Source organism: Photobacterium swingsii (assembly GCF_024346715.1).
Taxonomy (GTDB): domain Bacteria; phylum Pseudomonadota; class Gammaproteobacteria; order Enterobacterales; family Vibrionaceae; genus Photobacterium; species Photobacterium swingsii.
This window is the reverse complement of record NZ_AP024852.1, coordinates 332,529-347,776: the sequence shown is the minus strand read 5'-3', so window position 1 is coordinate 347,776 and position 15,248 is coordinate 332,529. Positions and strand designations below refer to the sequence as shown.

Sequence of the window (15,248 nt, the reverse complement as noted above, 5' to 3'; positions counted from 1 at the left end):
TTTGCCAACTATTATCATCGACTGTCAGTACGAAGATCCTCAGAACGGGATATCGTCATCAAAGTCCATTGGTGGCTCATTGTATTGCTGCTGTGGCTGTTGAGCTGGCGCTTGTTGCGGAGCAGATTGCTGCTGTGGTGCAAAATTATTCTGCTGTTGCGCTGCAGGTTGTTGAGGTTGACCCCAGTTACCTTGCTGCTGACCGCCGCCCATGCCACCTTGTGCACCCATACCTTGACCGCCGCCTTGACGACCACCAAGCATTTGCATTGTGCCGTTAAAGCCTTGAACAACAACTTCTGTTGTGTAACGTTCTTGGCCGTTTTGATCTTGCCACTTACGCGTTTGTAGTTGGCCTTCAATGTAAACTTGTGAGCCTTTACGTAGGTATTCACCAGCAACTTCTGCAACTTTACCGAATAGCGCCACACGGTGCCATTCTGTTTTCTCACGTTGTTCGCCAGTGTTTTTATCACGCCATGACTCTGAAGTAGCAATAGTGATGTTTGCTACTGCACCGCCGCTTGGCATGTAACGGATCTCTGGGTCATTACCTAAGTTACCGACTAGGATAACTTTATTTACGCCACGACTGGCCATAGTTAGCTCCAAATTTCTTCAGACGCAGCGTCTATTCGTCGCTGCTACAAATGTAAGTTTAGATGTGATCGCGAAGTCTATCATGGATAACTATCTGACGGCTATGCTTCACCGAAATAGCGCTAGCCAAGCTGCGATAGTTATCTCATCACCTTGCCATATTACTGTATCTTTATACAGCTAACGCTTTCAAGCCCCAAAACCCTATGCCATAATCATTGTCTTAATTGTCATCTATATTAGTCGGTAGGTTATGGATCAAATCGAAGTCAGAGGTGCGCGTACGCATAACCTCAAGAATATCAATCTTACTATCCCACGTGACAAGCTGATTGTTATCACGGGGCTATCCGGTTCAGGTAAATCCTCGCTAGCCTTCGATACCCTCTATGCAGAAGGCCAACGCCGCTATGTTGAATCATTATCTGCCTACGCACGCCAATTTTTATCGCTGATGGAAAAGCCCGATGTTGACCACATCGAAGGCTTATCTCCTGCGATCTCAATCGAACAAAAATCGACATCCCATAACCCACGCTCAACCGTAGGTACCATCACTGAAATCTACGATTATCTACGACTATTATACGCCCGTGTTGGTGAGCCTCGTTGTCCTACCCACAATGTGACTCTTGCGGCGCAGACAGTCAGCCAGATGGTCGACAAAGTCTTATCGCTACCTGAAGGTAGCAAAATGATGCTGCTCGCCCCAATCGTGCAAGATCGCAAAGGTGAACACGTTAAAACGCTCGCCAATCTTGCTGCCCAAGGTTATATCCGTGCACGCGTTGATGGCGAGGTTTGCGATCTATCCGATCCACCTACGCTAGAACTTCACAAAAAACACACCATTGAGGTGGTCGTGGATCGCTTTAAAGTGCGTGATGATCTGCAGCAGCGTCTTGCCGAGTCTTTTGAAACGGCTTTAGAGCTTTCAGGCGGTACAGTTACTGTTACTCCGATGACAGAAGGTGAGCATGAAGACATCGTATTCTCTGCCAATTTTGCCTGTCCACATTGTGGTTACAGTATGCAAGAGCTTGAGCCTCGCCTGTTCTCTTTTAATAACCCAGCGGGGGCTTGTGGTACCTGTGACGGCTTAGGTGTACAACAATATTTTGATCCTGCGCGAGTAGTTCAAAACGAAGAGCTCAGTCTTTCTGGCGGCGCTATTCGTGGCTGGGATAAGCGCAACTTCTATTATTTCCAAATGCTCAACTCCTTGGCTGATCACTACGGCTTTGATGTGGAGAGCCCGTTTAGTGAATTACCGAAGAAAACCCAAGCGATCATTTTAAATGGCTCAGGAAAAACGAATATTGAGTTTAAGTACATCAATGATCGTGGTGATATCACAGTACGTCGACATCCTTTTGAGGGGATCCTCAATAATATGGAGCGCCGTTACCGTGAAACTGAATCCAATGCAGTGCGTGAAGAGCTCAGCAAATTTGTCTCTAAAAAGCCCTGTGCCAGCTGTGATGGTTCACGCTTACGCCAAGAAGCGCGCAATGTATTCATCACCGAAACAACGCTTCCTGAAATCTGTGAACTTAGTATTCAAGAAGCGCTGACTTTCTTTGAGCAACTCAACCTTGCCGGGCAACGCGCCAAAATTGCGGAGAAGATCTTAAAAGAGATCCGCGATCGTTTGTCATTTTTAGTCAATGTTGGCCTGAATTACCTCAACCTTTCTCGTGGTGCCGATACCCTCTCAGGGGGGGAAGCACAACGTATTCGCTTGGCGAGCCAGATTGGTGCAGGTTTAGTGGGCGTGATGTATGTGTTGGATGAGCCTTCAATTGGCTTACACCAGCGTGATAACGAGCGTTTGCTCAAAACCCTGACTCATCTGCGTGATTTAGGTAACACAGTGATCGTGGTTGAACACGACGAAGATGCGATTCGCGCGGCCGATCATGTGATCGATATTGGTCCAGGCGCAGGCGTTCATGGTGGTCAGGTTATTGCCGAGGGTACCATGGCGGATATCCTGCAATCCCCAGACTCTCTGACAGGTCAGTATTTGAGTGGCAAGCAAGCTATCGCGATCCCAGAACATCGTATACCTATGGATCCTGCCAAGACAGTGAAGCTCCTTGGCGCAAGTGGTAACAACCTCAACAATGTTGATGTGGAAATTCCAGTCGGACTCTTTACCTGTATCACGGGGGTCTCTGGATCAGGCAAATCAACCTTGATCAATGATACCTTCTTTCGTATTGCTCACCACCAACTTAATGGCGCGACAACGGGAGAAATCGCCCCTTATCGCGAAATCCAAGATCTCGAGCATTTCGATAAAGTTATCGATATCGATCAAAGCCCGATAGGCCGCACCCCACGCTCTAATCCTGCAACTTATACTGGGATCTTTACGCCTATCCGCGAGTTATTTGCCGGTACCCAAGAGTCTCGAGCACGAGGTTATAAGCCGGGCCGATTTAGCTTTAATGTTAAAGGGGGGCGCTGTGAAGCCTGCCAAGGTGATGGCGTTATCAAAGTCGAAATGCACTTTTTGCCAGACGTCTATGTGCCGTGTGACATGTGTAAAGGCAAGCGCTATAACCGTGAAACGTTAGAAGTAAAATACAAGGGAAAAACCATTGATGAGGTGTTAGACTTGACCGTCGAAGATGCTCGTCAATTTTTTGACCCCGTTCCAGCGATTGCAAGAAAACTACAAACCCTGATGGATGTGGGTTTATCATATATTCGCCTAGGCCAAGCTGCGACGACCTTATCGGGTGGTGAAGCACAACGGGTGAAATTGGCACGCGAGCTATCTAAACGCGATACAGGCAAAACATTATATATTCTGGATGAACCGACAACGGGCCTTCATTTCCATGATATCCAACAGCTGTTAGTGGTGCTGCATCGCTTGCGCGAACATGGCAATACCATCGTCGTTATCGAGCATAATCTCGATGTCATTAAAACAGCGGATTGGATCATCGATTTAGGCCCAGAAGGCGGTAGTGGTGGTGGTAAAATTATTGCCACTGGCACACCAGAAGAAGTGGCATTAGTCGAAGGATCACATACCGCACGCTTTTTAAAGCCAATGCTTTCGACCCTTCAATAATCGACAATATAATGTCATAAGCCAAAGCAGGTGATCATTCGGTTACCTGCTTTTTGTTTATGATACCTACCTCGCCTCTTTAAACGATCACTAATGGATGCAAGATGACAGTGCTACATATCCAAGGAACCCGGCTCGCTCAACCTGGGATCAGTAAACCTTTGGTTAAACCTTTTCTCGCGGCCCTTTGTGCGCTGTTTGTACATGCCTTGCTCTATTTTCAACATAACCCTGGCGGCTCAGGATTAGAGCTTCCCTTTAATGCCACCAGCTGGATGCCTTTTAGCTTTGCGATTGGTGTAGGTTTATTGGAAATCAGTCGCCAACGCATCTGGCGCTACACTCGACTGACACTTGTACTGTTTGTTTGCTGTATTTTATTATCCATCCCTATGTTCTACAGCAACGCAGATGTTGCTGCAGCCAGTGATCGTATCATTGGATTATGGGCTGGTTTTTTATTCTTTGTTGCCCTGCAACAATTCGCTTTCACCCCTAGCCGTCGTCAACTCATTTTATGGTTCATCTTGCTAGGAATACTGACGCAAACCCTGTTTGGCTGGTATCAATATTTATGGATAGAGCCACAGAATGCCTTTGGTTTTGATCCAAGCAAAAGTCGTCCCCATGGTATTTTCCAGCAACCTAATGTGATGGCAAGTTTCTTGGCGACAGGATTAGTACTGTCTGGTTATTTACTGGCACGTATGCCCATGTACCGTGGTAAATGGTCTTTTCAGCAACTACTGCTGCTGATTACGCCAGTCTTGATCATACCTATTTTGATCGTATTAAGCTCCCGAACAGGCTGGCTTGGCGCAATGATTGGTGTCGCATTACTGATTCCATATCTAAAACAATTCGCCGCTAAAGCGCAGTGGCGGATGTGGTTATTGATGATAGTACTCGGCCTAACAACCTCTTATGCCATCAATCAATCTACAGACTGGTCAGCACAAGAAGATAGAGTCAGCCTCAAAAGCCCACGCTCTATTCATATTCCACAATCATTTAAGATGTTTACCACGGAACCCTTAACAGGTTATGGCTATGGTACGTTTGAAGTGTCTTATCTCACCCAGACTGCACGTTGGCATCAAGCGGATCCGTCACAACCTGCAGGATTGCCCGCACTGGATCACCCGCACAATGAACTAACGTTTTGGGCTGCTGAAGGAGGCATAGTCCCACTAATTGCCTTACTGCTTGCCGCTGCCGCTGTTGTATTTAAAATACGTAAAGCACGCGAAGGCACGCAACTGGCACTTGTCGCCTTGTTTTTTCCCATCACATTACACACACAGCTAGAGTATCCGTTTTATCACTCACTCGTGCATTGGGCGATCTTTATCATCCTGATTTATTGGGTAGATAACCTCACAGCGAAATACAGTAAAAAGCCTCTGAGTTACGTATTAGGGATTAAGGTTGCAGCCCTATTACTGCCGCTACTCGTGAGTAGTTATATGATCACGACGCTCTATTCAGGCCGCATGCTGACAAAATTTGAGACAACGTTACCGCTAAATATTGATTATTTAATGAAGGTCAATAATCCATGGGCATGGAAGCATCGCTATGAATGGGCACTGCACCAACCTCAATTAGAATTAGCGCAAACATTGAATAAGCCGGAATTAATCGAAGAGTACATTCGTTGGGCAACAGTAAAAGCAAAAACATGGCCACGAGAACAACTGTATGGCAATTTGATTGTGTCTTATCGCTTATTAGGCGATGACAACCATGCCGAGCAAATTCTACAAGAGGCTGAGTTTTTATTTCCTAATGGTGATTTTAGTGATGCACTCGCCGTTCAACCTTTGAGTAAGCAGTCGGCTGCAACATCATCAGCAACGCCAGCCACCGAATAATCACATTCAACCTTTCTCGGTGATTTCCCCTATAAAAATGGCGACCATAGTGGTCGCCATTTTTAAATCTAAGTTGTACTTGATTATTTCAAGGTACTTTCTAATGCTTTAAGGCATAAGGCAACGTTCTCATTTCTTGCCGCATAACCCATCAAACCAATACGCCACGCTTTACCTGCTAACGCCCCTAGCCCTGCACCGATTTCGAGGTTATACCGAGTCAACAAGGTATTTCTCACCTCAGCATCATTGACGCCTTCAGGAATATAGACCGCATTTAGCTGTGGTAAGCGATGCTCCTCAGCAACAACAAAAGTGATCCCTAGCTGCTCAAGCCCTTCACGCAAAGCGAGGTGCGCATCTTGATGACGCTGCCATGCGTTCTCTAGCCCTTCTTGTTGCAATAGCACTAACGCTTCATGTAAAGCATAAAGGCTATTCACTGGCGCGGTATGGTGATAGCTACGCTTACCCTCACCGCTCCAATAGCCAAGCACCAAACTTTGATCAAGGAACCAACTTTGAACCGGTGTCGTGCGCGCCTCTATTCTATCGATAGCACGTTGAGAGAATGTCAGTGGTGATAAACCAGGCACACACGATAAACACTTCTGACTGCCCGAATAAACTGCATCAAGTTGCCACTCGTCCACCAGCAGAGGAACGCCACCCAGTGATGTCACTGCATCGACTATGGTTAAGCAATCATGTTGTCGCGCTAACTTGGCAATCGCCTCCGCATCGCTCAGCGCACCAGTCGAAGTTTCAGCATGTACAAACGCAACAATTTTAGCATCGGGGTGTTGAATTAATGCTTGCTCGACCAAATTCGGGTCAACAGGCTCACCCCAAGCATTATCAATCACAACAGCTTCACCGCCACAACGCAGTACATTTTCACGCATTCGCTCGCCAAATACGCCATTGCGACAGACGATAACTTTATCACCCGGTTCGACTAAGTTAACAAAACACGCTTCCATACCCGCACTACCCGGCGCAGAAACCGCAATAGTAAAACTATTTTTAGTTTGAAATGCGTACTGCAATAACTGCTTAAGTTCATCCATCATCCCGATAAACGTCGGATCTAAGTGGCCAACGGTCGGACGACTTAGCGCCTGCAACACTTGCGGGTAAATATCTGAAGGGCCTGGTCCCATGAGAGTACGTTGGGGTGGATAGAAGCTTCCTATTGTCATTGTCATTCTCCTTAGACGGTCTCTGATGCTTATGTTTAGTTATATATCAGAATAAAGTAGGTCGATGTTTATCTTTCATTGAAACACTTATATTAAAAGCAGATACCAATACCAGCCATTCGTTCACTCATAAGAGTGATTCGCTCCCACTGAAACTGGCTCCAACAAGTTATTTCAATTTTTTTGCATAATCAATCAAGGATGTGTTGACAACATCATAACAAATCCTATTCAATAGCTATTCAGTTTTTGTTCACCCTGCTGATATTACCAGCAGGTAAAAACAGAAGAGGAGCGTTACCCAGGTATTTGTTTGGCGGGGCCCCACCCCAATGCCAAACCAAGAGGGGGAGTAACGCCGAGATACGTCCGAGCAGGGGATCGGACATATCGGCCTTGAAGGTTGAATCCTTCTGGCTGTCATATTTCACCTTTTGAATGGAATCAAGAAAGGTGCAATATGGGGAGCTTCTGGTTATCGTGATTTCTATCCGCTTGCCGTTTGATACTGCTTTCTTACTAGCAGCACCTCCCGCTTATTTCATTCGATTCCTATATTTACGCTGTTTTTAGGAGACATGTTTTGAGCCCGATTTTATCATCAACACCACCTTTAGCACTCACCGTTGCCAAGTTTGGTGGTACCAGTGCTGCCGACTACAACGCAATGCAACGTAGTGCCCAGATTGTGGCAAATAGCCCCGCAACACGCTTAGTATTGATAAGTGCCTGCTCTGGGGTCACCAACTTACTGGTAGAGTTATCCCAAGGCATTGCTGATAACACACTACGTCAGCAACGCCTCCAAACCCTACACGAGACACACCAATCCGTGCTTGAGCAACTTCAATCACCAGAAGCCCCAGCTGCAGCTATCCAAGCTCTATTAGACAATATCGCGATACTTTCAGAGCAAGCCATTGATCACCCCAGTGCAGCAATTACCGACCAATTAGTGGCAAATGGTGAATTGCTCTCTACCCATTTATTTACACAAATCCTTCAAGAGCAAGGTATTGATGCGATTCGATTTGATATTCGCAAAGTCATGCGTACCGATAGCCAATATGGCAAAGCCATTCCCAACCCAACAGCAATTCGCCAGCTCAGTAACGATCATCTTCGCAGCCAATTACAGCATCATGTTATCGTCAGCCAAGGCTTTATTGGGTCAGACGAAAACAACCACACCACAACCCTAGGCCGTGGCGGCAGTGATTACAGTGCAGCATTAATGGCTGAAGCAATCAATGCAACGACGTTAGAAATTTGGACCGATGTCCCAGGCATGTACACCACAGATCCACGCATTGCCGCCAAGGCGCAACCCATAAAAGAAATCAGCTTTAGCGAAGCCTCTGAAATGGCAAATTTCGGTGCAAAAATTCTTCACCCCTCAACCTTAGTTCCTGCGATACGCCAACAAATTCCAGTCTTTGTTGGCTCTTCAAAAGCACCAGAGGAAGGGGGAACCTGGATTCGACAAACCGTTAGCGATGCCCCGCTTTTTCGAGCGCTAGCACTACGCTGCAACCAAACCATGGTGACACTCACGAGTCTGAATATGTTCCACGCTTATGGTTTTCTCGCTGAAGTATTTCGCATTTTGGCTGAGCATAAAATTTCGGTCGATTTAATTACCACATCAGAAGTCAGCGTTTCACTAACACTGGATCAAACCGATACCGCAGGTGGTGCACCGACTCTACCACAAGCGGCGATTGAAGCTCTGAGTGAATGGTGCAGAGTCGAAGTCGAGCAAGGTCTCTGCCTAGTCGCATTGATTGGTAATCAAATGAGCCATACTCAAGGTTCTGTGAGCCAAGTATTCGGCTCTCTCGAAAAATATCAGCTTCGTATGGTGTGCTATGGTGCGAGCCCCCACAACCTCTGCTTCTTAATCGATCAAGACAATGCAAAGCCTATCGTGCAACAGCTCCACCAGCAATTATTCGAAAAACATTAAGCCTCAATAATCGATAAAAAAAGAAAGGCACTCCAAGAGTGCCTTTCTTTTTTATTGCTTAATATCTAACTTAAAGATTTGGCCCTAACCATTTCTCTGCTTCTTCAAGCGTCCAACCTTTACGTTGTGCATAATCTTCTACTTGATCTTGCTGAATTTGTGCAACGGCAAAATAACGCGATTCAGGGTGAGAGAAATACCAACCCGATACAGCGGCACCAGGCCACATGGCATAGCTTTCCGTTAATGTCATTCCTGCATTTGCTTCAGGTTCAAGCAGCGACCAAATCGTACCTTTTTCAGTGTGCTCAGGACAAGCAGGATAACCCGGAGCAGGACGAATACCTTGGTATTTTTCCCGGATCAAATCGTCATTTTCCAACGCTTCCTCGGGGGCGAACCCCCAAAGGTCTTTACGTACCTTTTCATGCAAGCACTCAGCAAACGCTTCAGCCAATCGATCCGCAACAGCTTGGATCATGATGGCATTATAATCGTCACCCGCTTCTTTAAATTGTTCTGCGATATCATATTCACCAATCCCACCCGTCACTGCAAAGGCTCCTATCCAATCAGGCTGACCACTTGCTTTAGGCGCAATGTAATCCGACAAACAGTAGTTCGCCCCTTTCGTTTTCTGCGTCTGCTGGCGTAGGCCATGCAAGACAGTTAATACGTTGCTACGGGTGTTATCGGTATACACTTCAATGTCATCACCAATATTATTCGCAGGGAATAAACCACAGACACCATTGGCTTTAATCGTGCCTTTGGCCTCAATCTCATCCAGCAGTGCATTAGCATCATCAAATAAGCGCTGCGCCTCTTCGCCGACGACTTCATGGCGTAAAATCGTCGGGTATTTACCACTCAGCGACCAAGTCATAAAAAATGGCGTCCAATCAATATAGCGACGCAGTTCAGAAATAGGGAAATCTTTAAACACATGCACACCCGGTTTAACGGGCACTGGTGGCGTATACGTCGTCCAATCTATATCGACACGGTTATCCCGCGCTTGCTCAAGCGTAACTGGAGCGGTGCGAGGCTTCTTACGGCTGTGTTGATCACGTACTACATCGTATTCTTTGTCTAATCGCTCAACAAAAGCGGGACGCTGCTCATCAGAAAGTAACGCCGAACATACACCGACAGCGCGCGAGGCATTCGAAACATACACCACTGGCGCATGATAGTTTTGCTCAATTTTAACCGCTGTATGCGCTTTTGAGGTGGTGGCACCACCAATCAAAAGTGGTAACTCAAAACCTTGTCGCTCCATCTCTTTGGCAACATGCACCATTTCATCAAGCGATGGGGTGATCAAGCCACTCAAACCAATAATATCAACGTTTTCTTCTTTGGCGACTTTAAGGATTTTGTCACATGGCACCATGACACCGAGGTCGATGATCTCATAGTTATTACACTGTAAGACGACCCCAACAATATTTTTACCGATATCATGGACATCGCCTTTAACGGTCGCCAGTAAGATTTTACCGTTACTCTGCCCTGCTTGTTTTTCAGCATTAATATAAGGCTCTAAATAGGCAACCGCTTGTTTCATTACCCGTGCAGATTTAACCACTTGTGGCAGAAACATTTTCCCTTCGCCGAAGAGATCACCGACCACATTCATGCCAGACATTAGTGGACCTTCAATCACCTCAAGTGGCTTACTCGCTTTGGCGCGCGCTTCTTCAGTATCTTCAACGATAAACTCTGTAATGCCTTTAACTAACGCATGCTCAAGGCGTTTCTCAACAGGCCATCCACGCCACTCTTGTGCACTGCGATCTTCTTCCACTTTACCGCTATCACGGTATTTAGCAGAAATATCTAATAACCTTTCAGTACTATCTGAACGGCGATTCAGTACCACATCTTCCACAGCTTCGCGCAGTTCATCGGGTAAATCATCATAAATAGCCAGCTGCCCAGCATTGACGATCCCCATATCCATGCCTTGCTTAAAACAGTGATAAAGGAAGACAGCGTGGATAGCCTCACGCACTGCATTATTGCCACGGAAAGAGAAAGAGACGTTAGAAACACCACCTGAAATCATGGCGTAAGGTAGCGTGCGTTTAATATCACCGACCGCCTCAATAAAGTCGACTGCGTAATTATCGTGCTCTTCGATACCTGTCGCGACAGCAAAGATATTGGGGTCAAAAATAATGTCTTCAGGCGGAAAACCGACTTCATCCACTAAAACCCGATAGGCATTAGTACAAATTTCAACTTTACGTTCTCGAGTATCCGCCTGACCGACTTCATCGAACGCCATCACAATCACTGCAGCCCCATACCGGCGTAACAGCTTGGCTTGTTCAATAAATTTATCTTTCCCTTCTTTTAAAGAGATCGAGTTAACAATCGGTTTGCCTTGCACGCATTTTAGACCAGCCTCTATCACCTCCCACTTAGAAGAGTCGACCATAATAGGCACTTTGGAAATTTCAGGTTCAGTTGCACACAAATTTAAGAAGCGCACCATCGCCGCTTCCGCATCCAGCATCCCCTCATCCATATTGATATCGATGATTTGCGCTCCCGCTTCAACTTGTTGCCGTGCAACTTCTAGCGCCTCATCGTACAGTTCTTCTTTAATCAAACGCTTAAAACGCGCAGAGCCCGTTACATTGGTCCGCTCACCGACATTAATGAATAAAGTATCAGCATCAATAGTGAGAGGCTCTAAGCCAGATAAACGGCACGCGATGGGAATGTCAGGCAATTGGCGAGGCTGAAGATCACGGGTGACCTCATACATTTTACGGATATGTTCTGGTGTCGTACCACAGCAGCCGCCAACAAGGTTTAAGAAACCGCTTTGCGCCCACTCTTGAATATGTTCAGCCATCTCTTCAGGGCTTAAGTCATATTCACCAAAGGCATTGGGTAAACCGGCATTAGGATGAGCAGAGACGGCACATTCTGAGATACGCGAGAGTTCGTTAACGTACTCGCGCAGTTCATCTGGCCCTAACGCACAGTTAAGGCCAAATGAGATAGGCTTAACATGGCGCAGTGAATTATAAAAAGCCTCTGTCGTCTGGCCTGAAAGCGTACGGCCAGATGCATCTGTGATGGTGCCAGAGATCATCACAGGCAACTGGATCCCATCTTCTTCAAATACGGTTTCAACCGCAAATGTGCAGGCCTTCGCATTTAAGGTATCAAAGATAGTCTCGACCAAAATAATGTCAGCACCGCCCGCAATAAGGGCGCGCGTCGACTCAGCATAAGCCTCAACTAACTGATCAAAAGTAACATTACGATAGCCGGGATCATTAACATCAGGGGAAATCGAACAAGTTCGGTTTGTCGGGCCTAAAACACCAGCAACAAATCGAGGTTTATCCGGTGTTTTTGCTGTCCATTCGTCAGCAGCCTGGCGAGCGAGCTTAGCAGCTTCGTAATTGATCTCTGCGCTCAAGCTCTCCATATCGTAATCAGCCATCGCAATAGTGGTGGCATTAAAGGTGTTTGTTTCTAGGATGTCTGCGCCAGCATCTAAATAAGCAAGATGGATATCTTTAATAAGCTGCGGTTGTGTTAGGACAAGAAGATCATTATTACCTTTTAGGTCGGAGTGCCAATCACGAAAGCGCTCACCACGGTAATCTTCTTCGTCTAACTTATACCCCTGAATCATGGTGCCCATGCCACCATCAATAATGAGGATCTGTTGTGCTAACCTTTGTTCTAGTATTCCTTTGCCCTTAGCCACTATTTACTTCCTTATTTAGTGTTACAGCTAATTCACATCCTATCACAGCAAAAATGGAAATCTAGACGTCTAAAGATAATTGGAATAGAAAAACTAATTCATCAAAAGCCTAATTTTTTTATGGCTATCATGACCCGATGGTTTTATATTTTGTGACAATTTTTAACTTTACACATTCACCAACCCGAGGTTTCGAATGTCCGTATACAGTACCTTATGCTTTCTTGCCGCAGCGGCGATGCTCATCGCTTTTGTTAATAGCAAAATCGGCAAGATGCAAACAACCATAGCCATAACAGCCGGAGCGCTGGTTTTATCTATAGGGATCGTTATTGCCGGACAGAATGGTTGGTTTAATCTCCAAGATATCGCCGCAGAACAGCTCGGTAAAATTAACTTTGAAAGCTTCCTTCTCAAAGGGATTTTAGGTTTTCTTCTCTTTGCCGGTGGTTTGGGGATCAAGCTTCCTAACCTCGAAGACCAAAAATGGGAAATCACCGTTTTAGCACTCGGTGCCACGCTCTTTTCTACCTTCTTTATCGGTGGTGCATTGTGGGCGGTCTGCCAAGCGATTGGCATTCAGTTCGACTTTATCTACTGCTTGATCTTTGGTGCACTGATTTCCCCAACCGATCCCATTGCCGTTCTCGCTATCGTAAAGAAAATGGACGCCCCTCGCCGAATCTCAACCCAAATTGAAGGTGAGTCGCTATTTAATGATGGTTTTGGTTTGGTGTTATTCGTTACCCTCTTCACTATCGCTTTTGGCAGTGAAGCACCAACGGTATTAGGCGTGGGTCAGCTCTTCTTACAAGAAGCGATTGGCGGTATTGCGTATGGCTTTGCACTAGGGCTGTTATTCCATTACCTGATCAGCGCAACAGATGACCACTCAATGGAATTACTATTAACACTAGGTATTCCAACGGCAGGTTATGTTTTTGCCGATGTACTTCATGTTTCAGGCCCGCTAGCCATGGTCGTAGCAGGTATCATGATCGGTAACTGGACGCGCTACATTGGCTTTTCTAAAGAGAGTGAAGATCACCTTGATCACTTCTGGGAACTGGTTGATGAATTCCTAAACGGCGTCCTTTTCCTACTGATCGGTATGAGCATGCTGCAATTTAGCTTCCACTCAGAGGATTGGATCTTAATGTCGATTGCCGTGCCACTTGTATTACTTAGCCGTTACTTAAGTGTTCGTCTTTCTTATGTCGGCTTTAATCACTATCGTGATTACAACCCGTACTCTGTTCGTATCCTAACATGGGGCGGGTTGCGCGGCGGCTTAGCGCTTGCGATGGCAATGGCGATTCCTGCTGGTGTTATTGTTATTCCAGAGAAAAACATAGATGTACGTGAGATCATGCTTGTCATGACTTATGCCGTTGTCGTTTTCTCCATTCTGGTACAAGGTTCAACCATTACCTCTTTGATCCAGAAAGCAAAGAACTGGGAATCACAAAATAGCTAAGACTGCCCCTAAAAGAACAAGGCCTGCAATTGCAGGCCTTTTTTGTATTCAGCATATTGAGTACAAATGAAGACTCAAAAAGAGTTAATCATCTTTGGTAAAATTATCTTCTGAAAAATGATCAAGATCGAATGGTGTTTGCTGATACACACAATAATTGAGCCAATTAGAAAACAATAGATGACCGTGACTTCGCCAGCTCGCAACAGGGGGCTGAGTTGGATCATCATCAGGGTAATAATTCAGAGGGATGTTAGGCTCCATACCTTCACTACAATCACGCATATATTCGTTATGTAAAGTAGTGACATCATACTCAGGGTGGCCTGTTACAAAGACATTACGCTTATCTTTCGTCGCCGCTAAATACACGCCAGCTTGCTCTGAGGTCGCCAAAATATCAAGGTCAGTATGCTCAGCTAAATAATCAGGCGAGAAATCGGCATAGCGGGAGTGAGGCGCTTTAAAAGTTTCATCAAAGCCACGAAGAATTGGATGATGACAATCATGCGTTTTATGATGGTAAATGCCTGATAACTTCTCTTTCCGTGTTTTTTTAGGCAGATCATATAACAACTTTAAACCCGCTTGTGCCGCCCAACATACAAATAATGTTGAAGTCACATGATCTTTTGCCCAATTCATAATCGCTTGGATTTCTTCCCAATATAGAACATCCTCGAACTGTACCAAACCTAACGGTGCGCCAGTCACAATCAATCCATCGAAGTTGCGTGACTTCACCATCTCAAATTGACGATAGAAAGTGTCCAAATGCTCTTGAGGGGTATTTCTCGTAGGACGATTGTCTATTCGTAGCAATTCAACATCCACTTGAAGCGGGCTATTAGAAAGCAAACGTAAAAACTGCGTCTCAGTTTCTATTTTCTTAGGCATTAAGTTTAGTAGAAGTACTTTTAGCGGACGTATCCCTTGGCTTGCTGCTCGTGCTTCCGTCATAACAAAGATATTTTCCCCACGCAAAATATCCGTTGCAGGCAAACGATCGGGGATTTTAATTGGCATCTCTCTTGCTCCTTAAGATGTTTAGACGTCCAGATATCTAAATAAAAATATACAATATAAGGAAAATACGCAAGCGAGAAAGGATGATTGGTCTGAATTCGAATTATTAAACGTCAGAAATGAAAAAACCCAGCCGAAGGCTGGGTTTTAGAATGGGTTTCAGCAATGTCCTACTCTCACATGGGGAGGCCCCACACTACCATCGGCGCTACAACGTTTCACTACTGAGTTCGACATGGGATCAGGTGGTACCATTGCGCTATGGTCGCTGAAAAA

General features: G+C 45.7%; 8 protein-coding genes, 1 rRNA gene and 1 riboswitch. Of the genes, 4 read left to right on the top strand and 5 right to left on the bottom strand.

The window, feature by feature from the left end; genetic code table 11:
* Window positions 1-39 precede the first annotated feature (39 nt).
* The gene (locus OCU77_RS01660) at window positions 40-600 is read right to left on the bottom strand and encodes a single-stranded DNA-binding protein (protein ID WP_048899184.1); all 561 of its coding nucleotides are present in this window, start codon (window positions 598-600) and stop codon (window positions 40-42) included.
* A gap of 253 nt (window positions 601-853) precedes the next feature.
* Between OCU77_RS01660 and uvrA the strand changes: the two genes are divergently transcribed.
* Both uvrA and OCU77_RS01650 read left to right on the top strand, forming a co-directional pair.
* Window positions 854-3,688, top strand: a complete 2,835-nt coding sequence (gene uvrA / locus OCU77_RS01655; RefSeq protein ID WP_048899183.1) for an excinuclease ABC subunit UvrA — start codon at window positions 854-856, stop codon at window positions 3,686-3,688.
* Between the two features lie 104 nt (window positions 3,689-3,792).
* Window positions 3,793-5,562 (top strand): PglL family O-oligosaccharyltransferase, encoded by a 1,770-nt coding sequence (locus tag OCU77_RS01650; protein WP_107303010.1) that lies wholly within the window; start codon window positions 3,793-3,795, stop codon window positions 5,560-5,562.
* 83 nt (window positions 5,563-5,645) lie between these two features.
* Here OCU77_RS01650 and OCU77_RS01645 read toward each other — a convergent pair whose 3' ends face one another.
* Window positions 5,646-6,764, bottom strand: coding sequence for a pyridoxal-phosphate-dependent aminotransferase family protein (locus tag OCU77_RS01645; RefSeq protein WP_048899182.1), 1,119 nt, complete (start codon window positions 6,762-6,764; stop codon window positions 5,646-5,648).
* Window positions 6,765-7,043: 279 nt separating this feature from the next.
* Window positions 7,044-7,243: riboswitch (Lysine riboswitch) on the top strand.
* Window positions 7,244-7,431: 188 nt separating this feature from the next.
* Between OCU77_RS01645 and lysC the strand changes: the two genes are divergently transcribed.
* Window positions 7,432-8,730 (top strand): lysine-sensitive aspartokinase 3, encoded by a 1,299-nt coding sequence (gene lysC, locus OCU77_RS01640; RefSeq protein ID WP_239685998.1) that lies wholly within the window; start codon window positions 7,432-7,434, stop codon window positions 8,728-8,730.
* A gap of 70 nt (window positions 8,731-8,800) precedes the next feature.
* Here the strand turns inward: lysC and metH are convergent, their stop codons facing one another.
* Window positions 8,801-12,472, bottom strand: coding sequence for a methionine synthase (gene metH, locus OCU77_RS01635; RefSeq protein ID WP_048899180.1), 3,672 nt, complete (start codon window positions 12,470-12,472; stop codon window positions 8,801-8,803).
* A 193-nt stretch (window positions 12,473-12,665) separates the two neighbouring features.
* Between metH and OCU77_RS01630 the strand changes: the two genes are divergently transcribed.
* Window positions 12,666-13,946, top strand: coding sequence for a cation:proton antiporter (locus OCU77_RS01630; RefSeq protein WP_048899179.1), 1,281 nt, complete (start codon window positions 12,666-12,668; stop codon window positions 13,944-13,946).
* Between the two features lie 84 nt (window positions 13,947-14,030).
* Here the strand turns inward: OCU77_RS01630 and metA are convergent, their stop codons facing one another.
* Together metA and rrf are read right to left on the bottom strand one after the other, a co-directional pair.
* Complete coding sequence (gene metA, locus OCU77_RS01625) at window positions 14,031-14,972, bottom strand: homoserine O-acetyltransferase MetA (RefSeq protein ID WP_048899178.1); 942 nt, start codon at window positions 14,970-14,972, stop codon at window positions 14,031-14,033.
* Window positions 14,973-15,129: 157 nt separating this feature from the next.
* A 5S ribosomal RNA gene (gene rrf, locus OCU77_RS01620) occupies window positions 15,130-15,245 on the bottom strand.
* Window positions 15,246-15,248: the final 3 nt, after the last annotated feature.